Below are 23,635 nucleotides of genomic sequence, written 5' to 3' on the forward strand. Positions count from 1 at the left end.
CAGCTCCACCCCCACCGCCTGGCACCACAGACTCACCGACCCACGACAGCACCCCAGATCCCGAGCCACCGCCGAAGCCGACTCACCAGCCACCACCCGCGCCACCGCATCACGACGCACACCCTGACCAAACCAAGCCCCAGACACAAAACACCCCTCCCACGAGCGGTGCATCCACCACCAGACCCCACCGTCGTTTATGAAGATTTGGTCGAAGTGTTGAGTGCGAGCAAGCGCTGGCGGTACGTGCCAGCACCTGGTGACTCCCGGCCGACCCCACCTCCACCTCCACGGCGAGTGATCGTCTAGGCTCGCGGCATGGCGACTCCGGAGTTCATCGTCTCCCTGCGGCAGAAGATCGGGCACGACATGCTGTGGCTGCCGGGGGTGAGCATCGTCGTCGTCGACGAGGCCGGCCGGATCCTGCTGGGGCGGCGGGCCGACAATGGTCGGTGGGCGGTGGTCTCCGGCATCCCCGAGCCCGGCGAGCAGCCCGCGGTGGCGATCCGGCGCGAGTGCCTGGAGGAGACCGGCGTGGACGTGGAGGTGCTGGCGCTCACGAGCGTGACCGCGGGCGATCCCTTCGCCTTCCCCAACGGGGACAACTGCGTGTTCATGGACATCAACTTCGTGGGGCGGGCGCGGCCCGACGCCGCTTCCCGGGCCCATGCGGCCGACGACGAGTCCACGCACGTGGGTTGGTTCGAGCCGAATGCGCTGCCCGAGCCGTTGCTGGGCTCGACGCCCGGGCGCATTGAGGCGGCGTTGGCATGGCTGGCCGATCCGACGTCGGGTGCCCACTTCCACCCCGCGTTCTGACTCCGCGCACCACCTTCCGTCCGGCCGGGGACATCCCACGCGTACGGAAACAGGAATTCTGTCCCCGTACGCGTCGATGGCACCCACCAGCGGCAGAACGTCCCCGACGGCGCCGAATGCCCCCGACCGCAAGAAAAGGCGAGACAGCTGCGGTCAGACCTCGGGCACCTCGATGCCGACGCGCCGGAAGTTGTCGGCCTGCTCACTGCCGGGGTCCAGGGGCCTGGCGGCGGTGAGGACGACGTGCACGCCCTCGGGGGTGGTGACCTCGACCTCGGAGGAGTTCCACGGCGTGATGCGCGGGCCGGTGACGCTGCCCGGTCGGCGCTGCTCGCAGGCCGTGGCGATCTCGTCGATCTGGGACAGGACGCAGGCGAAACTGACGCTCATCGCGGAGCCAGGGGCCGGGGAGGGCTCCTGCGAGGCCGGCACCAGAAGGACGTCCTGGAAGGCCCAGCGGCGCAGATGCACGAGCCGGCCGGGAATGCTGAACAGGGGGAAGAAGCCGAGTACCTCCGTCCAGAAGTCCACCGAGGCGTCCAGGTCCGACGTCGGGACGGTGACGAACATCGGCATCCCGTAGATGCCGTGGAAGGGCTCGGGAGGCTGGGCGTCCTCTCTGGGCGTGGGGACCGGACTCATCTCGAATGCGTTGAAGGTGCTCATGCGCGCAGCCTTATCCCTCACGCTACGTAAGGGTCAAGGCCGGCCCGGGCCACTTCTCCGTCTCCTCCCGGCCGACGGGCGAGTGCGGGCAGAAGCCGTCGTCACACCGACGGCCGGCGTGACGATGTGTTCCTCCCCTGGTGGAGAGATGAATCAGAACGGCGCGATCGCGGAGGCGACGAGGTTACTGCGCGACAACGGCTCGTCACGGCCAAGTGCCCGGCACCAGTCATCAGTGGTGGCCACCGCCGCCCAGTTGGAGTGCAGCAGCGCCATGAGTGTGGAGTGCACCGTGCGCGCATCCACCTTTCCCGCGCGGTTGCTCAGGTTGATGGCACCGACGGCGTCTGAGAGCACCTCCGTCGTCAGGCCGATCGTCTCACCCCAGGCCGCTGAGGCCAGGATGCAGTTGTTCGCCATGAATCCAACGAGCGTCACAGTGTCGACACCCTGCTCGTGCAGCCACGCGGCGAGGTCTGTTCCCGCGTAGATCGACCCGCGGTGCTTGACGACGCGCTTCCACTGCGGGGTCCGCCGGCGCTCGATGCTCGGGCAGAGGCCGAAGCCCTTCCCGCCGGGGTCGAAGATCGCACCGCCGGGCGGACCGGCATGCTGCACGCAGACCACGGGGAGTCCGGCGTTCTCGGCGGCGTCGAGTGCCCTCTCGATCTGCTTCAGGCAGTCGTTCAGGCTCGGGTAGCGGATGCGCAGCGGCGGGCGGGCGTACTCCTTCTGCACGTCGACGACGACAAGCGCCCGGCGAGGGCTGGTTCGGGCCAGTTCATCGGGATCAGTCACGGTGCCTCCAAAGGTGCGCGCCTTGGCGCGGTGGTTGCGTGGTGACACTCAGAATGTGCGATCGGACTGACGCCCACCAGTGGCACGTATGCTCCTTAACGATGGTTTCACGCCAATCCGATGAGGCGTGCCGAGGTGGCACAAGGCAGGAAGTATCCAGGGAGGCCTCATGCATATCGCCGTCTACGCCTTCAACGGCATCACCATGTTCCACCTGTCGATCCCCCAGATGGTCTTCGGGACCGTGAGACAGCTGGGGCTGGCGGACTGGCGGGTCTCGTTGTTCACCACCGGCTCCGGAACGACGGCACTCTTGGAGAGCACCGCCGCTCCCGAGACCGCCGTGAGCACCGAGACTCCGACACCACCAACGCATCGGGAGGATCCGGCAACCTCGCCCTCCTCGCTACCCACTCTCTCCATCCGCACCTCGGAGGGCTACATCCTCAGCGGCCTAGGCGGTCCGGAACTGGCGCGAGAGGCTGACGTCGTCGTGGTCCCGGCATGGTTCGCCGACGGGCGCGCCGCTGGAGAGGACCTGCGCTCGCTACTGAAGACTGCGCACGCGCGCGGCGCCGGCGTCGTCGGTCTGTGCCTGGGGGCGATCCCGCTGGCCGAGGCCGGCCTCATCGGCGGGCGCCGGGCGGTGACGCACTGGCGGGCCTTCGAACCGCTGGCGCGTGAGCACCCGGAGATCGCGCTGGACGAGTCGGTTCTGTACGTCGACCACGGTGACGTCCTGACCTCGGCGGGTGCGGCGTCGGGACTGGATGCCTGTCTCCACCTGGTGCGCACGCGGCTGGGCGCACAGGCCGCCAACGAGGTGGCGCGCCAGCTCGTCATCGCGCCGCACCGGGAGGGCGGGCAGGCCCAGTACATCGAGCGGCCAGTGCCGCAGCAGGCCGGGGACGATCCGATCAGCCGCACGGTGGGCTGGGCGCTGAAGCACCTGGGCGAGCCGCTGCCGGTGGAGCGACTGGCGAGGACGGCACAGATGAGCGCTCGTTCCTTCATCCGCGCCTTCCGGGAGGCGACCGGTACCGCGCCGGCGACCTGGGTGCGCGCCCAGCGGGTGCGCGAGGCCCAGCGCCTCCTGGAGAGCACGGACCTGGCGATCGAGCAGGTGGCCTCGACCTGCGGCTTCGGCAGCGCCGTCACCTTGCGGCAGGCCTTCGCCCGGGCGCTCGGCACGACGCCGTCGGCCTATCGACGCCGGTTCCGCGCCGATCCCCCAATCTCACGGACGCCTCAGGCTGTGCCGGCCGGGACATTCGACACGTAGGGCCGTCTTCGGCGTCGAGCCGGGCATATCTCGCGTAGCCCAACGGAAAAACGGTAGGGCTAGGCGAGATATGCCCGGCTCGACGCGAGGTGGAACGGACGGGGTCACTCCGCGGGCGGCTCGACGACGAGCGGCGCCTCGCCCGGAGCGCGCACCTCGGCGCGGGGCGTCGGCTCCAGGCTGAGACTCACGTGCAGTCGCTGCCCCTCCTCGCCGACGGCGTCGTAGGACAGCTGCGGGTTGTCCAGCCCGGTGACCTCGGTGCGGGCGCGCACGAGCCAGGGGTGGCGCCGCCGCAGCCCGATGAGGTCCTGGTGGAGTCGCAGCATCCAGGCGCCCTGCGGCGCGAGCTCGGACGGCGCGGCCGGCAGGGAGGGGCGGACCTCGTCGTCGCCACCGAGGGTCTCGGTCTTCACCCCGCGGAAGGCCTGATCGTCCCCGTAGTAGACGCTGGGCACACCGCCCACGGTCATGAGCAGGACGACGGCGAGCGCAGCCCCACCGGCTCCGACCTTGCTGGCGATGCGGGTGACGTCGTGGTTGCCGACGAAGGTGGCCGGGACGAAGCGATCCAGCAGCTCGTTGTGGCGCTTCAGGCACCAGTCGAGCTCGTAGAAGTTGACGTCGGCCAGTGAGCTCCAGGTGGCCTTCCACAGCTCGTACTGGGTGACGGTGTCCACGGTGGAGGCCTCCACGAAGCCGGCGTAGTCGCCGTGGATGACCTCGCCCATGAACCAGGCGTCGGGGTGGCGCTCTCGCACGGCGGGAAGGACGCTCGCCCAGAAGGCTGGGTCGACGGCGTAGGCGGCGTCCAGGCGCCAGGCGCTCGCGCCGCGGTCGAGCCAGTGGGTGAGCACCCGCACGGCCAGGTCGCGCACCTCAGTGGAGTCGTGGTTGAGGGCGGCCAGGGACTCGTGCCCCTCGAAGGTGGCGTAGCCGGGGCCGCCGGCCGCGTCGCCGCTGCCGCCCTCTCCGGCTGCCGCGTCATCGAAGCGGAAGAGGCTGCGCTCCCCTCCCCCGGCGCGGGCGGCGCGGAACAGGGGGTGCTCGGTGCCGACGTGCCCGAGCACGCCGTCGAGCATGAGGGACAGGCCGCGAGCGCGGCAGGCATCGGCGAGGCGGTCGAAGGCGGCATCGTCACCCAGGCGGGGGTCGATGCGCAGGTGGTCGGTGGTGTCGTAGCCGTGGGTGGATGAGACGAAGATGGGGCCGAGTGACAGCCCGTTGGCGCCCAGCTCGACGGCGTAGTCGAGCCAGGGCGCCAGGCGGTCCAGGCGCGCGGGGGCGCCGGGCTCGGTCAGGGGTGCGCCCGGCTCAGGGCGGATGGGGGCGCCGGTGGCGCCGAGGGGGTAGACCTGCCACCAGATGGCGTGGTCGATCCAGGCGGGGGTTACGGGATGGCTTATTCCAGACGACTCACTAGTCATGTCTCCAAGGGTGCGCCGAACCCGTTAGCATGTCAAGGTGCCGTCCCGTACCGATAAGCGCCCACGTCTGCGCATGGACCCCACCGAGCGCCGCGAGCTCATTCTGACCGCGGCGAGCCGCGCCTTCGCGAGCCGCCCGTACGAGGAGGTCTCGCTGGCCGCGATCGCTCAGGAGGCCCATGCCTCTGAGGCGCTGGTGCACAAGTACTTCACGAGCAAGGCCGGCATCTACGCCCAGATCCTTCAGCGCGCCACCGACGAGCTCGCCGAGCGCACCCGGCAGGCCGACGACGCCCTACCCCCGAACTCCTCGGCGCGCGACCGGGTACGCACCTCGATCCTGACCTACCTGGACTTCATCGCGGAGCGCTCCCCCGGTTGGATGGCCTACCAGATCCTCGCGGGGCACGAGCCGGGCGAGGCCGCCCAGGTGCGTCAGGCGGCCCGTGAGGCGGCAGTGGCGGCACTGTCCGACGTCGTCGGTGGCAGTCGGGGGCACCGCGACGACTTCGCCTTCTGGGGCTACCTGGGTTTCCTCGACGACGCCTGCCTGCGCTGGGTGCGCGCCGGCTGCCCGGCCGAGCAGCGCCACAGTCTGGTCGACGCGGCGCTGGGCTGCCTGGAGGGGGCGCTCGGCGACTGGCGGGCATGAGGAGCGGGCGCGGGCCGGCCGACTGCGCCGTCGGACCACAGCGGCTCAGCGCGACCCCGAGCGGGTCGGGTCCCACGGTCAGAGAAGTGCAGGACCGGCATCAGCTCGGAGACCCCGAAAGAAAAGGCGGCAGGACGAGACGAGACAGGACGAAGACAAGAACGTGGGGCCCACCTCGCCAGGAGGTGGGCCCCACGTCGAAGAGCCGGAGCGTCGGCGCGAGCCTCGGGCTCAGCGCACGGGCTTGCGGATCTCGGCGGAGAGGAACCAGGCCTGCTGCTCGAGCTTGCCGATGAGGTCCTCGACGATGCCGGAGGAGGTGGGGTCCTCGGAGTCGACGTCCTCGTCCACACCGCGCAGGGTGGCGACGACGGCCTCGATGGCGGAGACGATGTAGGCCACGCCCTCGCTGGTGAGGATCTCGCCCTCAGGGGCGGCCGGGACGGTGGTCGCGGCGGCGACGGTGGCGGGGCGGCCGTCGGGGACGGCGTTGATGGCGCGCATGCGCTCGGCGACCTCGTCGGAGCCCTCACGGGCGATGTCGACGACGTCGTCCAGGTTGAGGTGGATGTCGCGGAAGTTCGGGCCGACGACGTTCCAGTGGATCTGCTTGCCCACGAGCTCGAGGGCGATGAGGTCGGTCAGGACGCGCTGAAGGTTGTCGCTCAGGGCGGCGGAGGCGGTGAAGGCGAGGTTGATGGACGGGGTGGCGATGGTGTCTGCGTTCATGGCTACTACTTTACTACATTGCCAGTCTCTGTGGGTGTTACTTATGATTCACAGGCAAGCCAAGCCTCATTTGGAACCGGCGTCCACCTGCGTGGATGCGCGCGAGCCGCTCAGCCGACCGAGCAGGTGTTCGGCTCGCCCGTCTCCTCCTCCTCGGAGGCGAGCCAGCGACCGTCGCCACTGGGCAGCATCGTGTTCTTCGCCGGGATCTGCGCCTTGTTGGTGGGCTCGGTGACGTCATTGCCCTGTGCGTCAACGAAGGTCACCTGCGTCATATCCACGCAGTACGAGACGGTGGCGCTCTGCCCGTCAGCGCTCATGGCGACCTCGGAGACCGCGACCCTGACCGGGGTCTTGGCCCTCTGCCCCTTGCTCTTCATGTCGGCGGCGTCGCTGGTGAGCTGCTGCTGGAGGCTGCCAGTGCTGACGGTCGGCACCTTGCTGGTGTCCTGACCGCCGCCGACCCACAGCCTCCAGGACATCTGGTCGTAGGCGACGAAGTCCTGGAGGATCTTGACCTGGGTGACGTCCAGGCCGGCGGGGATGGTGGTGACGGTGTAGCCCAGCTGGGTGTCGGACAGGGAGGCCGCCGTGACGGGACCGGCACTGCCCGACGCCGTGGCGACGCCCGAGGGCGACGACGTCGAGCTGCCTGCGGCACCCGAGCTGCTCGCGGAGGCCTTGGCACCGGGCTTGGAGGTGTTCGACGAGCAGCCCGCCAGGGCGAGCGATCCGGCCAACAGCAGACAACCCAGTGCGGTGGCCCGACGGCGGACGTCGGATCGATTCACGAGGCAGGTCTCGGCACGTGTCACGGGGGATCCTCCCAGTCGGCCGGATTCAAACCGGCGGAAACCAACCCGTCGACACTACCGCGAAGGTCACGAGCACGTCCCGACGTTCGTCGCCCGCACTCCACCTTTCGACTCTCCAACGACGGCCTCAATGGCGGAGACGACGTAGGCGACGCCCTCGGAGACGGTGATCTCGTCCTTGGGCAGGGTCGGGACGGTGGCGTTGGCGGCAACGGTGGCCGGTCGGCCGTCAGGGACGGCGTTGATGGCGCGCATGCGCTCGGCGACCTCGTCGGAGCCCTCGCGGGCGATGTCGACGACCTCGTCGAAGTTCAGGTGAAGGTCGCGGAAGTTCTCACCCACGATGTTCCAGTGAGCCTGTTTGGTGGCCACACCCAGGGCGATGAGGTCGACCAGGACGCGCTGGAGGCTGTCGCTCAGGGCGGCGGAGGCAGTGAAGGCGAAGGATACGGACGGTGTTGCTGCAGTCTCTGCACTCATGCAACCCACCCTACGCCGTTTTTTCCGGAGCCGGCCGGTCGCTGAGAGAGAAACGCACGCACCGCGCCCAGCCGGCCGCGGAGAGCGGTCCCCAACGGCGTCGATTGTCCCCGTAGACGAGGAGTCAGGCCCAGGGCTGGCGCTCGGCCCACTCCTGGGGGCTGACGCGGCGCCCGGTGTAGAAAGGCGTGTCCACGCGCACGTGCATGCGCGCGTCCGTGTAGCGCTGGTGGTGCAGGACGCCCTCGAGCCGGTCGAGGGTGTCGGCCTCGAAGCCGAGGATCCACTCGTAGTCGCTCAGGCCGAAGGTCGCCAGGGTGGAGCCCTTGACGTCCGGGTACTTGGAGAAGCCGTGGCGCCCATGCTGGGCCATCATGCGCGAGCGCTCCTCGGGGGCGAGCAGGTACCACTCGTAAGAGCGCACGAAGGGGTACACCATGACCCAGTCGCGCGGCGCCACCCCGGCCAGGCAGGCCGGCACGTGACGGGGGTTGAACTCGGCGGGCGTGTGCAGCCCCATGCAGGACCACACCGGCTCCAGATAGCGGCCCAGCGCGCTGCTGCGCAGGCGGTGGTAAGCGTTCTGGAGGACCTCGGGGTCGTCGTCGAGCCACCACACGAGCAGGTCGGCGTCGGCGCGCAGGCCCCCGACGTCGTACCAGCCGCGCGTCGTCACGCCGCAGGCCTCAACGAAGTTGGCGCTCTCCCCCAGGAGCTGCTCGCGCTCGGGCTGGGATGCGGGCAGGCGCCGGGTGAGGCGGAAGACGGAGTAGAGGGTGTAGTGGTACTGGTTGTTGATGGCCTCGAGGTCGACGTCAGTGGCGTCGCGCGGGTCGCGGTGGGGGCGACGCTCCTCGTCCTCGAAGCGGTGCAGGCCGCCCTCGGCAGGGTGTCCGCCGGGGTGGCCGCTGCCGTGCGCGCCATGGCGGTTACCGTGACTGCCGTGCTGCTCGTGGGTGTCGGTGCTCATCTCTTCTCCTTGATCTTCCGGAGCTGCTGGGCTGGAGGCTATCGGGGTTCCGTCGGAGCCGTCAGGCTGGCCAGTCGATGGCCGGCCGATATTCGGTCACGACCCGCTCATGGCCGGCTGGTGGCCGGCGGCAGGCTCGTGAGCTGCGCCGTCGGCCGGGCGGGTGCCGGGGTGACGGGTACCGGGGCGGCAGCAGGAGGGCGGACAGACGGTGTGGAAGGGGCCGACGCCGGTGGTCGAGCCGGGATGGACGTCCTCGCCCCGGGCGGCGGCGGCCCGCTCGATGAGGATGTCGACGAGGGAGTCGACGAAGGCCGGGTGGGTGCCGACGGTGGCGGCGCGCGCGTACGGCATCCCCAGGTCGTGGGCGGTCTGGGCGGCCTCGGTGTCGAGGTCGAAGACGACCTCCATGTGATCGGAGATGAAACCGAAGGGGGCCGCGACGACGCCCCCGGGCCGATCCACCGGGCTGCCGTCGGTCAGGCGCCCGGCGGCCAGGGCCTCGAGGTGGTCGTTGACGTCCGGTTCGAGCCAGCGGGCCTGCGGCGGGCCGGAGCGCGAGCAGTAGACGAGGTCGGCCTCCACCTGCGCCAGGCCAAGACGGCGGGCGACCTCGGGCACGAGGATCGCGGCGAGCGCCTCGTGCTGGGTGACGTAGGAGATCTCCGTGGACAGGTCCGCGGTGACGCCGGGCTCGCGCTGCTCGGCGGGCTGTGCCGGGGTGAGTGTGGCCGAGCGCCCGCCGGGGTGGTGTGCGGAGTGCCGGCCGGGCTGCCCGGTTTCGGTCGGGTAGTCGACGTCCGCAACGCCGTGGGCGCCGTCGGAGTCGGGGCTCGGGGCGGAACCGGTCTCCATGCCCAGGGGGATGGAGTGGGTGACGAGCACGAGGCGAGCGTCCGCGGCGGCCACCCCCTGCTCGGCGAGTCTGCCGTAGGCCTCGACGATGGCGTCGACGTTGGCCTCCAGCAGGCCGGGGGTGTTGTAGTAGGGGCGTGTCTTGTCCACGGTGAGGTCGACGGGGCCGCCGCCGTCCCCACCGACCCGGGCGGCGGCGTCGGCCTCGAAGCCGTCGCCGGTGGCCCCGTCCGCACCGGCGGCGAGCAGGGCGACGGCCCCGGCCAGGTCCTCGCGGTACTGACGGCACCCGGAGTAGGAGCCGAAGGCGGCGGTGGGCAGGGCCAGGACGTGGCGAGCCCCGGCGTCGGCGAGCTCGCGCAGGGCCTGGCTGACGAAGGGGTGCCAGTTGCGGTTGCCGACGACGACCTTCAGCCGGGAGCCGCGCTCGGCCAGGCGGGCCTGGAGGGCGTCGCGCAGCTCGGCGTTGCGCGCATTGATCGGGGAGGCGCCGCCGAAGCCCTGGTAGTGGCCGGAGACCTCCAGGAGGCGCGAGTCGGGCACGCCGCGGCCGGCGGTGGCGTTGCGCATGAAGGGCAGGACGTCCTCGGGCTGGCGGGGACCGCCGTAGGACAGCAGGAGGACGGCGTCGTAAGGGGCCAGCGGGTCGGTGGCCGGCAGGCTGGCCGGGATGCCGGCCGGATCGGCGCTGAGGTCAGCGGCCAGGCCTGCGGTCCGGTCGGCACCGCGAGGGGCGGCCGGGCCCTGGGCGGGGCCGGGCCGCCCGTGACCGACCGGGTCATCCTGGCGTGCTCGGCCGGCGCCGCGCTGCGCCTGCTGCGGGGCGTCCCCGCCCTGCCCGCGAGCGCGACGGACCTGACCGTGCCGGTGGGGGCGCCGGTCGCCCGATTCACGTTGGTGGCGCGGGTGCCGGGGCTGAACGGGGAGCCGGTGGGCTCGGGCCTGCTCGTGGCACCGGCCGAGCAGGCGACCTCGGGCGGGGCGGTCTGCCCGGCGCGGGCCAAGGCGCTGTCGCACCTGAGCGCCAAGTGGCCGTGGGTCGGGGCCGAGCTGCGCGCACTGCACGGGCCGGACATCCACGCGCTGCGCCTGTCCTACGGCAGGCCCGGTCAGCCGCGCCCGGAGGTGGGCTTGTCGGTGGCGCTGGATGATGTGGCCGCCCTGACCGGGGTGCGGATCGAGCCGGGCGACGTCGTCGACCACATGCTGGTGCGCTGGGACGGGACGCTGCCGCCGGTGACGCCGGCCCACCGGGAGCGCACGGAGCGCCTGGAGGAGCAGCTCGCGATGGTATCGGGGCTGGAGGTCACCGGGGCGTGGGTGGCGGGGACCGGGATCGCGGCCGTCGTCGAGCACGCCCGCGCCGCCGCCGGGCGCCTGGTGGGTCCGCATGGCGCATGAGGCGGCCCGCCGGAACCGGTGCCCTCGTCGCGTTCGTATATTAGGCCGCGAGTTCGTACCCCCAGGGGACGAAGGCGGGCCGTACCGTACGAACGCGGCGCCTGGACGAGGCCGGCGATATCAAGGAGGAGATGGGCATGAGCACGCCTGAGGAGCGCAGTCGGGTTCGGCTGGGCACGCGCGGCTCGCGCTTGGCACTGACCCAGTCCGGGCAGGTCGCCGACGCGCTGCGTCGGGCCGCGGCCAACAGTGCGGCCGCCGTCGAAGACGACCATGGTGAGGGCCCCGACGAGCACGGCGGCGACCTGGACATTGAGCTGGTCACCGTGCGCACGGACGGCGACGGCGATCGCACGCCCCTGCGCAGTCTCGGGGGGGTCGGGGTATTCGCGGCCCGGCTGCGCCATGCGCTCCTGGACGGCGAGGTGGACCTGGTGGTCCACTCCTTCAAGGACCTGCCCACCCAGCCGGTCGAGGGCCTGGAGGTCATCTGCGTGCCGCCGCGTGAGGACCCGCGCGACGCCCTGTGCGCCCGCGACGGCCTGACCCTGGCCACCCTGCCCGACGGCGCCCGCGTGGGCACCGGCTCGCCGCGCCGGGCCGCCCAGCTGCTGGCTGCCCGACCGGACCTGGAGGTGGTGGACCTGCGCGGCAACGTGCCCACACGGCTGGCGCGGGTGCGGGGGCTGGGGGCGGTCGGCGTCGGAGCTGATGAGCCGGTCGCGCCGAGCCGGGCCGACGCCGCCGGCGACCTGGACGCGGTGGTGCTGGCCCTGTCGGGGCTACGGCGCCTGGGCCTGGAGCACTGCGCGAGTGAGGTCCTGGACCTGGAAATGATGCTGCCCGCGCCCGCCCAGGGGGCTCTGGCCGTGGAGGCGAGGGCGGGCGCCCTGGAGGCCCGGGAGGGCGGAGGGATCTCAAAGAGCGCTGAGACCGCAGGAGACCCGGAGAACCCACAGCGCTCGGAGAATGGAGAGGCCGCAGCGAGCTCTACCGCGCTGACCCGGGCGGTGGCGGCGCTCGACGACGAGCCCACGCGTCTGGCGGTGACGGCAGAGCGGTCGCTCATGGCCCGGCTCGGCGCGGGCTGCGCGGCGCCGGTGGGCGCCTGGGCGCGCCTGCGGGGCGGCGAACAGGAGCGGAGGGAGGACTGCGGCGAGCGCGAGGCCGGGTGGAACGAGACCTTCTGCCGCTATGACAACGCAATGTCCGGAACCCGCCGAGGTGCCGGGTGTGCGAGCAGTAGCCGCCAGTCAGACGGAGTCACCGCGGGCCGGGCCGACGGCGGCGAGGGGACCCGCAGTGACGACGGGAGAGCGGACCGGGGTGCTGGGGATGGACAGCCGCACGGCGGAACGACGTCGAGCCGCTCGCCGCGGGTGCTCGTGCTGCGGGCGGTGGTCACCTCGCTCGACGGCGGCCAAGAAGTCGGCTGCGAGCTGAGCACCGAGCTGCCCGGGACAGCGGGCGGCTCCGGCAGCCCGCGTGAGGCCGCAGCGGCGGTTCGGGCGGCGGAGGCGCTGGGAGTCCGAGTGGCCGAGATCCTGCTGGAGGACGGTGCCGGCGATATCGTCGACCTGCATGCCAACAAACCGCGGCGGGACTGCGGCCATGGCTGAGTCCACCTCACGCAGCAACCCGCTCAAGCACCCCCCGGCCCGGCCCCACGAGGCTGCCGACGCGCCGCTGGCGGGGCGGGTCGTGCTGATGCCACGGGTCAAGGATCGCGACCGGATCGCCTCGGCGCTGGAGCGGGCCGGGGCGGAGGTACTGCGCGCCGCCGTGACGCGGACCGTTCCGGGGGACGCCGTGGCCCTGGAGGCGACCGCGCGGCGGATCGCGGCGGGTGAGGCCGCCTGGCTGGTGCTCACCTCGGCCCGGACCATCGAGGCGCTGGCGCCGTACCTGCTCGCAGAAGCCGGAATCGGCTCGGCGACCGGCAACCATGGCCATCACGACGACTCCGGCGATTCCAATGCCCACGTCGACGCTGCACCTCGCCGCGCCCGAGCGACATCACCTGGGCAGCGCGAGCCCGCCGCAGCGATCTCGCCGGTGCGGGTGGCGGTCGTCGGGCCGGCGACCGCGCGCGCCTGGGCAGAGCTCGCTGGAGCCACCCCCGACCTGGTGGCCCGGGGCTCGGCCACCGCGCTCCTGAAGGAGCCCGCCCTCGCCGGTGGTCCGGGAGCCGCCCCGGGCACCGCACGGCGCCTGCTGCTGCCGGCCTCGGCGCAGGCGGCGGCCTCGCGGCGCAGCGAGTCCAGTGTGTGCTGGACGACGCCAGGCATCGCCTCCACGGGGTGGGGGGCGTCGATGTCCTCGCGCACGAACACCGGCAGGATGAGTGCGGCCGGGTCCACGACGTGCTCGCGCGTCAGGCGCCGCATTGCCGGGGTGGTGCGCAGGCGGCGGGGGCGGACGGTCGGGGCCTGCGGGTCGGGGACGGAGCGGCGCGACAGGAAGTCGGCGGCCGGTCGAAGGGCGTCGGTCATGGGGTGCTCCTGGTGGTCGTTGGTCTCCCGCCCCACGGATTCTCCGGAGATCCGNCGCAGGCCCCGACCGTCCGCCCCCGCCGCCTGCGCACCACCCCGGCAATGCGGCGCCTGACGCGCGAGCACGTCGTGGACCCGGCCGCACTCATCCTGCCGGTGTTCGTGCGCGAGGACATCGACGCCCCCCACCCCGTGGAGGCGATGCCTGGCGTCGTCCAGCACACACTGGACTCGCTGCGCCGCGAGGCCGCCGCCTGCGCCGAGGCCGGCGTCAGCGCCATCGACCTGTTCGGCGTGCCCGCCGCCCGCGACGCCTCGGGCACCGCTGCCTGGGCCGAGGACGGCATCCTCAACCGCGGGATCGCGGCCGTGCGAGCGGAGGTGGGGGACGACGTCGTCGTGTGCGCGGACACCTGCCTGGACGAGTTCACCAGCCACGGCCACTGCGGGCTGATCCGTCCCGACGGCCCGCGCGCCGGCGAGGTCGACAATGACGCCACCCTGGCCACCTACCAGGCGATGGCGGTCTCCCAGGCGGAGGCCGGGGCGCACATGGTCTCGCCGTCGGGGATGATGGACGGGCAGGTCGCCGCGATCCGCGCCGCCCTGGATGCCACCGGGCACGACGACGTCGCGATCCTGGCCTACTCGGCGAAGTACGCCTCGGCCTACTTCGGGCCGTTCCGCGAGGCCGTGGGCTCCACGCTCACCGGGGACCGGCGCGCCTACCAGCAGGACCCGGCCAACCGCCGCGAGGGCCTGGGCGAGGTCATGCTCGACGTCGAGCAGGGGGCGGACATCGTCATGGTCAAGCCGGCCGGCCCCTACCTGGACGTGCTGGCCGACGTCGCCGCCGCCTCACCGGTGCCGGTGGCCGCCTACCAGGTCAGCGGCGAGTACGCGATGGTGGAGGCGGCCGCGCAGCGCGGGTGGGTCGACCGCGAGCGCGTCATCGCCGAGTCGGTGCTGGGGATCGTGCGCGCGGGGGCGGACATGGTCCTGACCTACTGGGCCCGGGAGATCGCCGAGAACCCGGCCCTGCGGTAGATCATGTGACGAAGGCAGGGGCGATCCCAGGGCCGCGGCCACGCACGTGGCTCGCCGCGGACGCACCTCAGATCTCGCGGACTGCACCCGTGACGTCAGTAGTCGAGGTCCAGGGCGCGTCCGCGAGCCCTGGAGGTACTCGCGCTGATGCCACTCATGCGCCATGCCAGTCCGGTAGGTTGGGAGGCAGCCCCGGCCGGTGCGGCGACCCCGCCTGAACCGGCCCCGACCAGCCACGTCACCGACAGGAACGCCCGTGTCCCAGCAGCCGCGGCCTGCAGGCCAGCCCTCCAGCACCACGACCAACACCGCCCTGTTCGAGGCGGCTCGCGCCGTCATCCCCGGGGGCGTCGACTCCCCCGTGCGCGCCTTCGGCTCGGTGGGCGGCACGCCGAGGTTCATCGCCTCGGCCAGCGGCGCCCACGTCGTCGACGTCGAGGGCCGCCGCTACGTGGACCTCGTGGGCTCATGGGGCCCGGCGATTCTGGGGCACGCCCGTCCCGAGGTCGTCAGCGCGGTCCAGGAGGCCGCCGCCCGCGGCCTGTCCTTCGGCGCCCCGACCGAGTCGGAGACGCTCCTGGCCGAGGAAGTGCGCCGCCGAGTGCCGGCCGCGCAAAGGGTGCGCTTCGTGTCCACCGGCACCGAGGCGACGATGACGGCCGTGCGCCTGGCCCGCGGCGCCACGGGCCGCGACCTGGTGGTGAAGTTCGCGGGCTGCTACCACGGGCACAGCGACGGCCTGCTCGCGGCGGCCGGCTCGGGTCTGGCCACCGGCGGCCTGCCGGGCAGCGCGGGCGTGCCCGCGGCCGTGGCCGCTCAGACGATCGTCCTGCCCTACAACGACGTCGCCGCCCTGGAGGCCTGCTTCGCCGAGCGCGGCCCCGAGATCGCCGCGGTCATCACCGAGGGGGCCCCGGCCAATATGGGGATCGTGCCGCCGGCGCCCGGCTTCAACGCCGCGATCCGCCGCATCACCGCCGAGCACGGCGCGCTCATGATCCTCGACGAGGTCCTCACCGGCTTCCGCGTGGGCCCGGCCGGCTGGTGGGGCCTGGAGGCCGTCGACGGTTGGGCCTCGGACCTGCCGGTCTTCACCGCCCGGCCCTCCACCGCTGGTGCCACTTCTTCCGAGCCCGCCGACGCCGCAGCCCCCACCTGGCCGGGCGCGGACTGGCGCGAGCGCGCCGTCTGGGTGCCGGACCTGGTGACCTTCGGCAAGGTCGTGGGCGGCGGGATGCCGCTGGCCGCCGTCGGCGGACGCGCGGAGGTCATGGATCTGCTGGCGCCGGACGGCCCCGTCTACCAGGCTGGCACGCTCTCGGGGAACCCGCTGGCCACGGCGGCCGGCCTGGCCACGCTCCAGCTGGCCGACGACGCCGTCTACGCCTCGGTGGCCGGGCGCGCCCAGAGCATCGGCGAGGTGGTCTCGGCGGCCCTGACCGAGCAGGGCGTGCCCCACCGCGTGCAGCGGGCGGGTTCCCTGTTCTCCTTCATGTTCGGGCAGCGGGCCGCCGAGCGGGGCGTGAGCGACTACGAGGCGGCCCGCGCCCAGGAGACCTGGCGCTACGGGCCCTTCTTCCACGCCTTCCTCGAGGCCGGGGTGAGCCTGCCGCCGTCGGTGTTCGAGGCCTGGTTCGTCTCGGCCGCGCACGGCGAGGCGGAGCTGGAGGCGATTGCGGACGCGGCCCCGGCGGCCGCGCGCGCCGCGGCACGGGCCCGGGCGAACTGACCGCCCTCAGTGGATCTGGTCCGACGTCGGCGCCCACAGCCGCCCGCACTCCACGAGGTCTGGGACGTACTGGCCGGAGGTTGTCCGTACTGCACGAACCCCCGCACCGCGTGGAGTACACCCACCTGTCGGCCAGTGGCACCCGACCCTCGTGCAGTACGCCGCCTCGGGCGCGTTGAGGGCTCAGGCCTCTCGTAACCTCTCACGGCCTCCAGGGCGGCGGGGCGAGGGCGGCCTCGTAGGCGGCGACGTCGACGTCGGCGTTGAGGCTGATGACGATGCGCAGCCGGGAGTCGGGGTGGGCCGCCAGCCAGCGGCCGATCGTCTCCAGGGTCACCAGGGCTGCCTGCCGCTTGGGGTAGCCGAAAACGCCCGTGGACAGCGAGCACAGGCCGACGCTGCCCAGCCCCGCGGCGTGCGCGACGTTGAGGACGCTCGTGTAGCACGAGGACAGCAGGCGCCGGTCGCGCAGCGTGGGCTCGCGACCGTCCTCGATGATGGGGCCCACCGAGTGGATGACGTGCTGAGCGGGCAGGTGGTAGCCGCCGGTGAAGACGGCCCGGCCGGCCGGCTCCCCGCCCTGACGGCGGGTGGGGTCGAAGGTCTCCGCCCAGGTCATGTAGCGGGCGCACTCGGCGCGCAGGGCCGGCCCGGCGACGGCGTGGATGATGTTGTCGATGCAGCGGTGCCCGGGGGCGAAGCAGCCGAGCATCCCGGAGTTGGCGGCGTTGAGGACGGCGCCGGCGCGCAGTCGGGTGAGGTCGCCGCGCCAGAAGGCCACGTTGCGGCCCAGCAGGCCGGGCACGTGGTCGGTGATGGCCAGGGGCGGGATCTCGGTGGCGTCGACCATGCCGCGCTCAGCGGCCTCGGCCTCCAGGAGGGTGTCGAGGTCGGCGGCGATGTCCTCGGGCAGGGGCGCCGGGGGGCGGGCGGTGAGGAGGAAGTCGAGCATGGTGCGCAGCTCATCGGGGTCGGTGGGGACCGTCGAGTCGATCCAGTCCGTGGCCCCTTCGGGATCCGAGCGGATGAAGGCGTAGACCAGATGGCGCACCAGCGCGTCGCGGCCCGAGGCGCCGACGGGTACCGCCCATCGGGCTCTGACAGCGTGACTGACGTGGGACTCCAACTTCACGCGGGCCATCATAGGATATCAAAACGTGATGTTCTGCCCTTGGCTGGGCGAGCCGGGTAACAGACGACGACGTCGCCCGGAAACGGCGGGTTCCCGGGCGACGTCGGACAGCGTGGGCCGGTTCAGGCCTGTGCCCCGGCGGCCTCCTCCTCGGCGATCTTGGCCTTGAGGGCGTCCATGTCGAGCTCGCGCACCTGCGTGATGAGGGAGTCCAGCGCGGGGGCGGGCAGGGCGCCGGCCTCGCGGTAGACGAGCACATTGTCACGGAAGACCATGAGCGTGGGGATCGAGGAGATGCCCAGCGCCCCGGCGAGGTCCTGCTCGGCCTCGGTGTCGACCTTGGCGAAGGTGATGTCCGGGTTGGCCTCGGCGGCCTTCTCGTAGATGGGGCCGAAGCGCATGCACGGGCCGCACCAGGAGGCCCAGAAGTCGACAAACGTGATGCCCTCGCCGTGGATGGTGTCCTTGAACTCGGGACCGGTGATGTTCTTGGTGGCCATGAGCGTTCCTTTCAAGACTGCGGATACTGATCGGTTCCACTGCGGCCAACACGACCGGGGCCCACCCTATTCCTGGCGCATCCGGCTATCCACCTCCGCCGACGGCGTCGAGTGTCCCCGTTCGCGAGAGGAGGACGGCACCGTCCCCGACGAAGAACCATCCCCAGCCGCGACGGACTGGAAGGGTTTAGCATCGAGTCGCACCCGCACGGAAGGAGCCGGTTCAATGACGACCGTCCTTGCCGCAGTCGCCCTCGTCCTGGGAGTCGCGCGGCTGGCCATGTTCATCGCCCTTCACCTCGTCCCCAGCGACTACAACATCGTGCAGCACGCCGTGAGCGACTACGCCGTCGGGCCGACCCGCCGGTTGGCGGCTGCCGTCACCTGGACCTCGGCGGTGTTCTGGGCCGTGCTCGCAGGCGCCGTCGCCCTCGGACCGCCGACGCCGGAGAAGGGCGTGGCACTCTGGCTGGCGGTCCTGGCCGTCATCTTCGCGGCGCTGCCGTTCCTGCCGACCGACGTCGAGGGGCAGCCGACCACTCTCATCGGTCGCCTTCACCTGGTGACCGCCATCGCGTGGTTCGCGATCGCCTACTCGTGCATGGGCAACATCGTCCGGCTGCTGACCCCACTCGCGCCGCGGGGGCTGGTGTCCCTCCTCGGGGCGACCCGGTGGGTGACCGCCGCCGCACTCACCGCCCTGGTGATCGCATTGGTCGTCCGCCGCCTGAGACCCTACGCCTTCGGGATCTCGGAGCGGATCTTCCTGCTGGCCGTCTACGTCTTCTACCTCGGCGCCGCGGCCGGGCTCCTGCTGGCCTGAGTCCTCACCGAGCATGACCGTTTCCGGGCACCCACCCACGACGTTCAGCAAGCGCCCGTTGTACGCGATCCACCCCTTCAGATGTCACACAACAGCCCAATGCGTAACATGCCCCTACTCACCCGACTCAGCCTTCCCCGGCCCCTTGACATACCGTAACCGTCACCTCGGATAGCCCTCTTCGCTACTCTTCTCAACGACGCCCACGGGAGAGGCAAAGCGCAACCGCGCACAACAACCCGCCTCATCGTCCGCATCGGCACACCTTCTCGGGAGGAACGAGGAACACCGCATGAGTGGAATCAAGGCTTTTCAGCCACTCCGGGCCCCGATAACAGCAGTCCTCAGCATTTTCATCGTTTTCGCCGTCGCGGACCTGCACGGCACCGGACCCGAGTACAACTCGACCGACTCTTCACTCTCTGTTTTTGCCATCATTTTCTGGGCACTGTGCATTGGTGCCGCCGCATGGAACTCACCACAAGCACAAGCAGCCTCATGCATGGTATTCACCGTCACCGCCTTCATGGCTACACAACTGCAATCAGGAGAAGGTGACGGAAACAGCGATTTCACCTCGACCGATCCGACTTTATGGGCTCTTTCCGGCATCATGTGCGGATCAACATTCGCTACCGTATTGACCTCCTCCCGCAACAGCGATCGACGCCCGGAGGAGGTCGACAGCATCTTCCAGCCCGACAGAGCCATCATCGCCGTACTGGCCCCGATCCTCCCGATCATATTTCTGATCGCACCATCCAACTCACCATCGGGCCTCTTCACAGGCAACACCGGGACCGCGCTTCTGATGTTCCTCCCCGGATTCTTCATGGCAGCCCTTGCGGCCATCTCACCTGTCAGCTCACTCTCCTTTCTGGGAATAACACTGACATGGATTTATGTCGCCGACAGCGAAGAGAGCACTTGGCATAGCCACATCGAAACAGTCTCCCTCCCGCTGATCGCGATAGCAGCCACGGCCGGACTGTTCACCATGTACAGCTACAAGAAACCTCAACCAGCCACGCAGGCAACATGACAACGGGAGGAGACCTATGAAGGACAACGAGGCTCTTCAACAGGTGAGACCCCCGTTCACTATGGCCCTCACAGCAGTTTTCGCATCACTGCTCGCTTCCAGTGCAAGCACGGATCACCCCGGAAACCCATTGATCCTCATCCCGCTTTTGATGATTCTCCCATGGGTCACCTGGAATCACCCGCCCAGCCTGGCAACCTCCGGAGCGATGCTGCTGACAGTGAGCATCCTGGCACCGTACAACAGCGACGGGCCGAACGATCTTTATCTCGCCTACAGGACTCTATGGTTCTTCGCCGGCCTGCTCCTGGGAGCGGCGCTCGCCCTCATTGCGGGAGAACGCATACGCTCGTGGCGCCCGCACATACGTGGGTGGCGATACGCCCTCCATCCTGCGCGGCTCGCCGCGGCTGCAACCGGAATCATCCTCGTGCTGGCCCTCTTTAAACCATCAGTCCAGTCATCGCAGATCGAACAGGCTCAGGCAGCCACGAACGAGAACACAGTGCTATTTTGGCTCGCAGCCGGACTATTCATCACCCTGCTGGCATCCATTTCCCCCACGGCCACCATTATCTGCTTGATCTCCTTCATCTCCATTCATGGAGTCACCGAGCACACCCCTTTTACGAACGCAAGCATCGTCTTCGTTCTCATCCTCTTCACGCCCACGATCATCGGCCCTCTGTTCCTTCCTCGAGATCTCACTGCGCCCGAGGTCGGGGACGCCGAGGCACCTACCGACGACCAGCCGGGCCTGGCCCCCACCTCCGAGACCTCTCCGAAGGAGGCATCCTGAAGTTCGGATCGGCCGCCCATCCCGCCACCACAGAGCCGGTCAAATAGACACCGAGCCGGGCATTTCTCGCGTAGTGCGACCGTTTTTCGGTAGGTCTACGCGAGAAATGCCCGGCTCGGCGGGAAAAGACTGCTCAGCCCCGGATCTCGGCGGCCACCAGCTCGGCGAGCTCGACGGCGTTGAGGGCCGCGCCCTTGCGCAGGTTGTCCCCGACGGCGAAGAACTGCAGGCCATGGCCCGGAGCGAAGGCCTGGTCGGCGCGCAGACGCCCCACGAAGGTGCCGTCGCGGCCGGCGCCCTTGAGGGGGCTGGGCACGTCCTGGTAGGTGACGCCGGGCGCCGCCTCAAGCAGCTCGCGGGCGCGCTCGACGCTGATCTCACGGGCGAACTCGGCGTTGACGCTCAGGCCGTGGCCGGAGAAGACCGGGATGCGCACGCAGGTGCCGGAGACGAGCAGGTCCGGGATCCCCAGGATCTTGCGCGACTCGTTGCGCAGCTTCTGCTCCTCATCGGTCTCGCCGGAGCCGTCGCCTGCGTCGCCACCGGCCCAGGCCACGGCGTTGAAGGCGATGGTGTCGACGTAGACCTCAGGCGCGGGGAACTCAACGGCCCGCCCGTCCAGGGCCAGGCCCTCCATGTCCTCATTCACGACGGCGCGAACCTGCCCGGCCAGCTCGGCCACCCCGGCCCGCCCCGAGCCGGAGACGGCCTGGTAGGTCGAGACGATGAGGCGGATGAGCCCGGCCTCCTCGTGCAGCACCTTGAGCGCGGGCATGGCCGCCATGGTGGTGCAGTTGGGGTTGGCGATGATGCCCTTGGGCCGCTCGCGCAGGGCGTGCGGGTTGACCTCGCTCACCACGAGCGGCACCTCGGGGTCCTTGCGCCAGGCCGAGGAGTTGTCGACGACGACGGCCCCGGCCGTGGCGAAGCGGGGGGCGTGCTCGCGCGAGGCGGCGCCCCCGGCGGAGAAGATCGCGACGTCGATGCCCGCCAGGTCCGCGGTGGCGACGTCCTCGACCTCGATCTGGACGCCGCGGAAGTCCACGACGGTCCCGGCGCTGCGGGCCGAGGAGAAGAAGCGCACCGAGCGGGCGGGGAAGTCGCGCTCGGCCAGCATGGCGCGCATGACGCGGCCGACCTGGCCGGTGGCGCCCACGACGGCGACGCAGACGCCATCAGCCGGGCCGGTGTAGGTGTTCACGGGATTGCTCATCGTCCGGTCCCTCCGTAGACGACCGCCTCGGCGGCCTGGGCGTCGAGGCCGAAGGCGGAGTGGACGGCGCGCACGGCCTCGTCGAGTGCGGCGTCGTCGACCACCACCGAGATGCGGATCTCGGAGGTGGAGATCATGTGGATGTTGACCCCGGCCTCGCTCAGGGCGCCGAACAGGCGTGCCGAGACTCCCGGGTTGGAGCGCATGCCGGCCCCCACCAGGGACAGGATGCCGATGTCGGGGTTGAAGTGCAGGCTGCGGAAGCCCAGCTCCTCGCGGGCGGCCTCCAGGGCCTCGCGAGCGGTGGCGGAGTCGCCGTCGGGGCAGGTGAAGGAGATGTTGGTCAGGCCCGTGCCCTCGGCGGAGACGTCCTGGACGATCATGTCGATGTTGGCGTCGGTGCCGGCCACGATCGCGAAGATGCGGGCGGCGGCGCCGGGGACGTCGGGCACACCCACGAGCGTGATCTTGTCCTGGCTGCGGTCGTGGGCGATTCCGGAGATGACGGGGGCTTCCACGTGGTCCTCCTTGGCGGACGGGCGGGGGCGGGCCTGGGCCCGCGCGGCGATGGCGTTGCGGTGGGCGGTGTCGACGACGGCGGCCGAGGGGCCCTCGTCGAGTCCGGCGGGGTCTGAAGGCGAGGAGGAGGCCGCAGGAGAGTCCCCCTGGGTCGCCGGGCTCGCAGGAGTGTCGGCGCTGGCCGGGGAGGCCGGCGTCGCAGGACTACCAGGCGTCGCGGTGTCGGCGGCGACGACGTCGTCGAGCTGGGCGGCCACGACCGAGGGCACGAAGGCNGGGCGGGCCTGGGCCCGCGCGGCGATGGCGTTGCGGTGGGCGGTGTCGACGACGGCGGCCGAGGGGCCCTCGTCGAGTCCGGCGGGGTCTGAAGGCGAGGAGGAGGCCGCAGGAGAGTCCCCCTGGGTCGCCGGGCTCGCAGGAGTGTCGGCGCTGGCCGGGGAGGCCGGCGTCGCAGGACTACCAGGCGTCGCGGTGTCGGCGGCGACGACGTCGTCGAGCTGGGCGGCCACGACCGAGGGCACGAAGGCTCCCTCGCGGCGGCCGTCGTAGATCCAGGTCCCGGTCTTGTCGGAGAAGGAGGAGCGCACGTGCAGCGGCACCCCGAAGCGCCGGGCGTACTCGACCGCGCGCAGGTGGAGGATCTTGGCGCCGTGAGCGGCCAGCTCCAGGGTCTCCTCGCTGGAGAGGGACTCGATGCGCTTGGCGGTGGGGACGATGCGGGGGTCGGCGGTGAACAGGCCATCGACGTCGGTGTAGATCTCGCAGACGTCGGCGTTGAGAGCGGCGGCCAGGGCGACCGCGGTCGTGTCGGAGCCGCCGCGCCCCAGGGTGGTGGTGTCCTCGACCTCGTTGATGCCCTGGAAGCCGGCGACGACGGCGACCGCGCCGGTCTGGATGGAGCGGGCCACGCGCTCGGGCAGCACCCCGACGATGGAGGCCTTGCCGTACTTGGAGTCGGTGAGGACGCCGGCCTGGGCGCCGGTGTAGGCGCGCGCCGGCACGCCGAGCTCGGTGACGGCCATGGCGAGCAGAGCCATGGAGATGCGCTCACCGGCGGACAGCAGGATGTCCATCTCGCGGGCGGGTGGGGCAGTCGTCAGGGCGGCGGCCTGATCGAGGAGCTCGTCGGTCGTGTCCCCCATCGCGGAGACGACGACGACGACCGTGTTGCCGGCCTGGCGGGTGGCGACGATGCGCCGGGCGACGCGTCGTATCGCGTCGACGTCGCTGACGGACGAGCCGCCGTACTTTTGGACGACCAGTGCCATGGGGCGCTCCTCGGGTCCTGGTATCGGTGCGTGTCTTGAATCAGGGGCTCCGCGCCGGTGCGGGCGTCCCGGCAGGGGCTTCCGGAATCTGGAGCCGTCGCCGTGCGGCGCCCACGACGGCGTGGCTGGGCCAAGCATACGGTGCGCCGTGTTGCCGGGAAATCACACGCATCCGAG

The 23,635-nt window shown here is 71.1% G+C and carries 23 protein-coding genes and 1 pseudogene; 11 read left to right on the forward strand and 13 right to left on the reverse strand.

Features of this window, described 5'->3' with window-relative positions; translation table 11 throughout:
* The first annotated feature begins 318 nt into the window (after positions 1 to 318).
* Positions 319 to 819 carry an NUDIX hydrolase gene (locus BQ8008_RS10035; protein ID WP_108833880.1) on the forward strand — a complete coding sequence of 167 codons (501 nt, stop codon included), beginning with the start codon at positions 319 to 321 and terminating at the stop codon, positions 817 to 819.
* Positions 820 to 972: 153 nt separating this feature from the next.
* Here BQ8008_RS10035 and BQ8008_RS10040 read toward each other — a convergent pair whose 3' ends face one another.
* Together BQ8008_RS10040 and BQ8008_RS10045 are read right to left on the reverse strand one after the other, a co-directional pair.
* Complete coding sequence (locus BQ8008_RS10040) at positions 973 to 1,485, reverse strand: VOC family protein (protein WP_108833881.1); 513 nt, start codon at positions 1,483 to 1,485, stop codon at positions 973 to 975.
* A gap of 153 nt (positions 1,486 to 1,638) precedes the next feature.
* Positions 1,639 to 2,283, reverse strand: coding sequence for an isochorismatase family protein (locus tag BQ8008_RS10045; protein WP_108833882.1), 645 nt, complete (start codon positions 2,281 to 2,283; stop codon positions 1,639 to 1,641).
* 169 nt (positions 2,284 to 2,452) lie between these two features.
* On the opposite strand from BQ8008_RS10045, the gene BQ8008_RS10050 reads away from it, so the two are divergent.
* Positions 2,453 to 3,565 carry a GlxA family transcriptional regulator gene (locus BQ8008_RS10050; RefSeq protein ID WP_108833883.1) on the forward strand — a complete coding sequence of 371 codons (1,113 nt, stop codon included), beginning with the start codon at positions 2,453 to 2,455 and terminating at the stop codon, positions 3,563 to 3,565.
* A 104-nt stretch (positions 3,566 to 3,669) separates the two neighbouring features.
* Here BQ8008_RS10050 and BQ8008_RS10055 read toward each other — a convergent pair whose 3' ends face one another.
* The gene (locus BQ8008_RS10055; RefSeq protein WP_108833884.1) at positions 3,670 to 4,992 is read right to left on the reverse strand and encodes an alpha-amylase family protein; all 1,323 of its coding nucleotides are present in this window, start codon (positions 4,990 to 4,992) and stop codon (positions 3,670 to 3,672) included.
* A 37-nt stretch (positions 4,993 to 5,029) separates the two neighbouring features.
* Here BQ8008_RS10055 and BQ8008_RS10060 point away from each other — a divergent pair, with 37 nt between their 5' ends.
* Entirely contained in the window at positions 5,030 to 5,644 is a 615-nt protein-coding gene (locus tag BQ8008_RS10060) for a TetR/AcrR family transcriptional regulator (RefSeq protein WP_108833885.1), read from the forward strand.
* 231 nt (positions 5,645 to 5,875) lie between these two features.
* Here BQ8008_RS10060 and BQ8008_RS10065 read toward each other — a convergent pair whose 3' ends face one another.
* From BQ8008_RS10065 to BQ8008_RS13795, 5 genes are all read right to left on the reverse strand, one after another.
* Positions 5,876 to 6,373 (reverse strand): Dps family protein, encoded by a 498-nt coding sequence (locus BQ8008_RS10065; protein WP_108833886.1) that lies wholly within the window; start codon positions 6,371 to 6,373, stop codon positions 5,876 to 5,878.
* A 110-nt stretch (positions 6,374 to 6,483) separates the two neighbouring features.
* A complete protein-coding gene (locus BQ8008_RS10070; protein ID WP_108833887.1) occupies positions 6,484 to 7,188 on the reverse strand; it encodes a hypothetical protein in 705 nt (234 codons plus the stop codon).
* 66 nt (positions 7,189 to 7,254) lie between these two features.
* On the reverse strand, positions 7,255 to 7,668 hold the full coding sequence (locus BQ8008_RS10075) for a Dps family protein (protein WP_234415341.1): 414 nt from the start codon (positions 7,666 to 7,668) through the stop codon (positions 7,255 to 7,257).
* Between the two features lie 124 nt (positions 7,669 to 7,792).
* Entirely contained in the window at positions 7,793 to 8,638 is an 846-nt protein-coding gene (gene hemQ / locus BQ8008_RS13790; RefSeq protein WP_234415342.1) for a hydrogen peroxide-dependent heme synthase, read from the reverse strand.
* A gap of 96 nt (positions 8,639 to 8,734) precedes the next feature.
* A complete protein-coding gene (locus BQ8008_RS13795; protein WP_234415470.1) occupies positions 8,735 to 10,111 on the reverse strand; it encodes a ferrochelatase in 1,377 nt (458 codons plus the stop codon).
* Here BQ8008_RS13795 and BQ8008_RS13800 point away from each other — a divergent pair.
* From BQ8008_RS13800 to BQ8008_RS14005, 3 genes and pseudogenes are all read left to right on the forward strand, one after another.
* Entirely contained in the window at positions 10,001 to 10,894 is an 894-nt protein-coding gene (locus BQ8008_RS13800) for a hypothetical protein (protein ID WP_234415487.1), read from the forward strand. The two genes, BQ8008_RS13795 and BQ8008_RS13800, sit on opposite strands and share 111 nt — an antisense overlap.
* 137 nt (positions 10,895 to 11,031) lie before the next feature.
* Positions 11,032 to 12,513 (forward strand): hydroxymethylbilane synthase, encoded by a 1,482-nt coding sequence (locus BQ8008_RS10090; RefSeq protein ID WP_108834885.1) that lies wholly within the window; start codon positions 11,032 to 11,034, stop codon positions 12,511 to 12,513.
* A gap of 88 nt (positions 12,514 to 12,601) precedes the next feature.
* A pseudogene (locus BQ8008_RS14005) lies at positions 12,602 to 12,790 on the forward strand (uroporphyrinogen-III synthase); the annotation flags it as partial.
* A gap of 56 nt (positions 12,791 to 12,846) precedes the next feature.
* Here the strand turns inward: BQ8008_RS14005 and BQ8008_RS14135 are convergent.
* Entirely contained in the window at positions 12,847 to 13,386 is a 540-nt protein-coding gene (locus BQ8008_RS14135; protein ID WP_442778238.1) for a hypothetical protein, read from the reverse strand.
* A gap of 102 nt (positions 13,387 to 13,488) precedes the next feature.
* On the opposite strand from BQ8008_RS14135, the gene hemB reads away from it, so the two are divergent.
* Together hemB and hemL are read left to right on the forward strand one after the other, a co-directional pair.
* Complete coding sequence (hemB, locus tag BQ8008_RS10105; protein ID WP_234415343.1) at positions 13,489 to 14,433, forward strand: porphobilinogen synthase; 945 nt, start codon at positions 13,489 to 13,491, stop codon at positions 14,431 to 14,433.
* Positions 14,434 to 14,689: 256 nt separating this feature from the next.
* A complete protein-coding gene (gene hemL / locus BQ8008_RS10110) occupies positions 14,690 to 16,162 on the forward strand; it encodes a glutamate-1-semialdehyde 2,1-aminomutase (protein WP_108833889.1) in 1,473 nt (490 codons plus the stop codon).
* A 202-nt stretch (positions 16,163 to 16,364) separates the two neighbouring features.
* On the opposite strand, the gene BQ8008_RS10115 is transcribed toward hemL, so the two are convergent.
* On the reverse strand, positions 16,365 to 17,306 hold the full coding sequence (locus BQ8008_RS10115) for a macro domain-containing protein (RefSeq protein ID WP_108833890.1): 942 nt from the start codon (positions 17,304 to 17,306) through the stop codon (positions 16,365 to 16,367).
* 110 nt (positions 17,307 to 17,416) lie between these two features.
* Complete coding sequence (locus BQ8008_RS10120) at positions 17,417 to 17,794, reverse strand: thioredoxin family protein (protein WP_108833891.1); 378 nt, start codon at positions 17,792 to 17,794, stop codon at positions 17,417 to 17,419.
* Between the two features lie 226 nt (positions 17,795 to 18,020).
* Between BQ8008_RS10120 and BQ8008_RS10125 the strand changes: the two genes are divergently transcribed.
* The 3 genes from BQ8008_RS10125 to BQ8008_RS10135 all read left to right on the forward strand — a co-directional run bounded on the left by BQ8008_RS10125 (position 18,021) and on the right by BQ8008_RS10135 (position 20,458).
* Positions 18,021 to 18,617, forward strand: coding sequence for a DUF998 domain-containing protein (locus tag BQ8008_RS10125; RefSeq protein ID WP_108833892.1), 597 nt, complete (start codon positions 18,021 to 18,023; stop codon positions 18,615 to 18,617).
* Positions 18,618 to 18,909: 292 nt separating this feature from the next.
* Positions 18,910 to 19,659: a hypothetical protein gene (locus tag BQ8008_RS10130; protein WP_108833893.1), complete on the forward strand. Its 750-nt coding sequence runs from the start codon at positions 18,910 to 18,912 to the stop codon at positions 19,657 to 19,659.
* 16 nt (positions 19,660 to 19,675) lie between these two features.
* On the forward strand, positions 19,676 to 20,458 hold the full coding sequence (locus BQ8008_RS10135) for a hypothetical protein (protein ID WP_108833894.1): 783 nt from the start codon (positions 19,676 to 19,678) through the stop codon (positions 20,456 to 20,458).
* A 133-nt stretch (positions 20,459 to 20,591) separates the two neighbouring features.
* Here BQ8008_RS10135 and BQ8008_RS10140 read toward each other — a convergent pair whose 3' ends face one another.
* Together BQ8008_RS10140 and BQ8008_RS10145 are read right to left on the reverse strand one after the other, a co-directional pair.
* Positions 20,592 to 21,671 carry an aspartate-semialdehyde dehydrogenase gene (locus BQ8008_RS10140; RefSeq protein ID WP_108833895.1) on the reverse strand — a complete coding sequence of 360 codons (1,080 nt, stop codon included), beginning with the start codon at positions 21,669 to 21,671 and terminating at the stop codon, positions 20,592 to 20,594.
* On the reverse strand, positions 21,668 to 23,458 hold the full coding sequence (locus BQ8008_RS10145; RefSeq protein WP_108833896.1) for an aspartate kinase: 1,791 nt from the start codon (positions 23,456 to 23,458) through the stop codon (positions 21,668 to 21,670). The genes BQ8008_RS10140 and BQ8008_RS10145 overlap by 4 nt, the downstream gene beginning before the upstream one ends.
* Positions 23,459 to 23,635 lie beyond the last annotated feature (177 nt).

Source organism: Actinomyces sp. Marseille-P3109, assembly GCF_900323545.1.
Lineage (GTDB): Bacteria > Actinomycetota > Actinomycetes > Actinomycetales > Actinomycetaceae > Actinomyces.

Bases quoted from the DNA above. Each gene is read 5' to 3' on its own strand.
- BQ8008_RS10035 (WP_108833880.1), top strand. From the start codon at position 319: ATGGCGACTCCGGAGTTCATCGTCTCCCTGCGGCAGAAGATCGGGCAC.
- BQ8008_RS10040 (WP_108833881.1), bottom strand. From the start codon at position 1,485: ATGAGCACCTTCAACGCATTCGAGATGAGTCCGGTCCCCACGCCCAGA.
- BQ8008_RS10050 (WP_108833883.1), top strand. From the start codon at position 2,453: ATGCATATCGCCGTCTACGCCTTCAACGGCATCACCATGTTCCACCTG.
- BQ8008_RS10055 (WP_108833884.1), bottom strand. From the start codon at position 4,992: ATGACTAGTGAGTCGTCTGGAATAAGCCATCCCGTAACCCCCGCCTGG.
- BQ8008_RS10065 (WP_108833886.1), bottom strand. From the start codon at position 6,373: ATGAACGCAGACACCATCGCCACCCCGTCCATCAACCTCGCCTTCACC.
- BQ8008_RS10075 (WP_234415341.1), bottom strand. From the start codon at position 7,668: ATGAGTGCAGAGACTGCAGCAACACCGTCCGTATCCTTCGCCTTCACT.
- hemQ (WP_234415342.1), bottom strand. From the start codon at position 8,638: ATGAGCACCGACACCCACGAGCAGCACGGCAGTCACGGTAACCGCCAT.
- BQ8008_RS10090 (WP_108834885.1), top strand. From the start codon at position 11,032: ATGAGCACGCCTGAGGAGCGCAGTCGGGTTCGGCTGGGCACGCGCGGC.
- BQ8008_RS14135 (WP_442778238.1), bottom strand. From the start codon at position 13,386: ATGACCGACGCCCTTCGACCGGCCGCCGACTTCCTGTCGCGCCGCTCC.
- hemB (WP_234415343.1), top strand. From the start codon at position 13,489: ATGCGGCGCCTGACGCGCGAGCACGTCGTGGACCCGGCCGCACTCATC.
- BQ8008_RS10115 (WP_108833890.1), bottom strand. From the start codon at position 17,306: ATGATGGCCCGCGTGAAGTTGGAGTCCCACGTCAGTCACGCTGTCAGA.
- BQ8008_RS10120 (WP_108833891.1), bottom strand. From the start codon at position 17,794: ATGGCCACCAAGAACATCACCGGTCCCGAGTTCAAGGACACCATCCAC.
- BQ8008_RS10125 (WP_108833892.1), top strand. From the start codon at position 18,021: ATGACGACCGTCCTTGCCGCAGTCGCCCTCGTCCTGGGAGTCGCGCGG.
- BQ8008_RS10130 (WP_108833893.1), top strand. From the start codon at position 18,910: ATGAGTGGAATCAAGGCTTTTCAGCCACTCCGGGCCCCGATAACAGCA.
- BQ8008_RS10135 (WP_108833894.1), top strand. From the start codon at position 19,676: ATGAAGGACAACGAGGCTCTTCAACAGGTGAGACCCCCGTTCACTATG.
- BQ8008_RS10140 (WP_108833895.1), bottom strand. From the start codon at position 21,671: ATGAGCAATCCCGTGAACACCTACACCGGCCCGGCTGATGGCGTCTGC.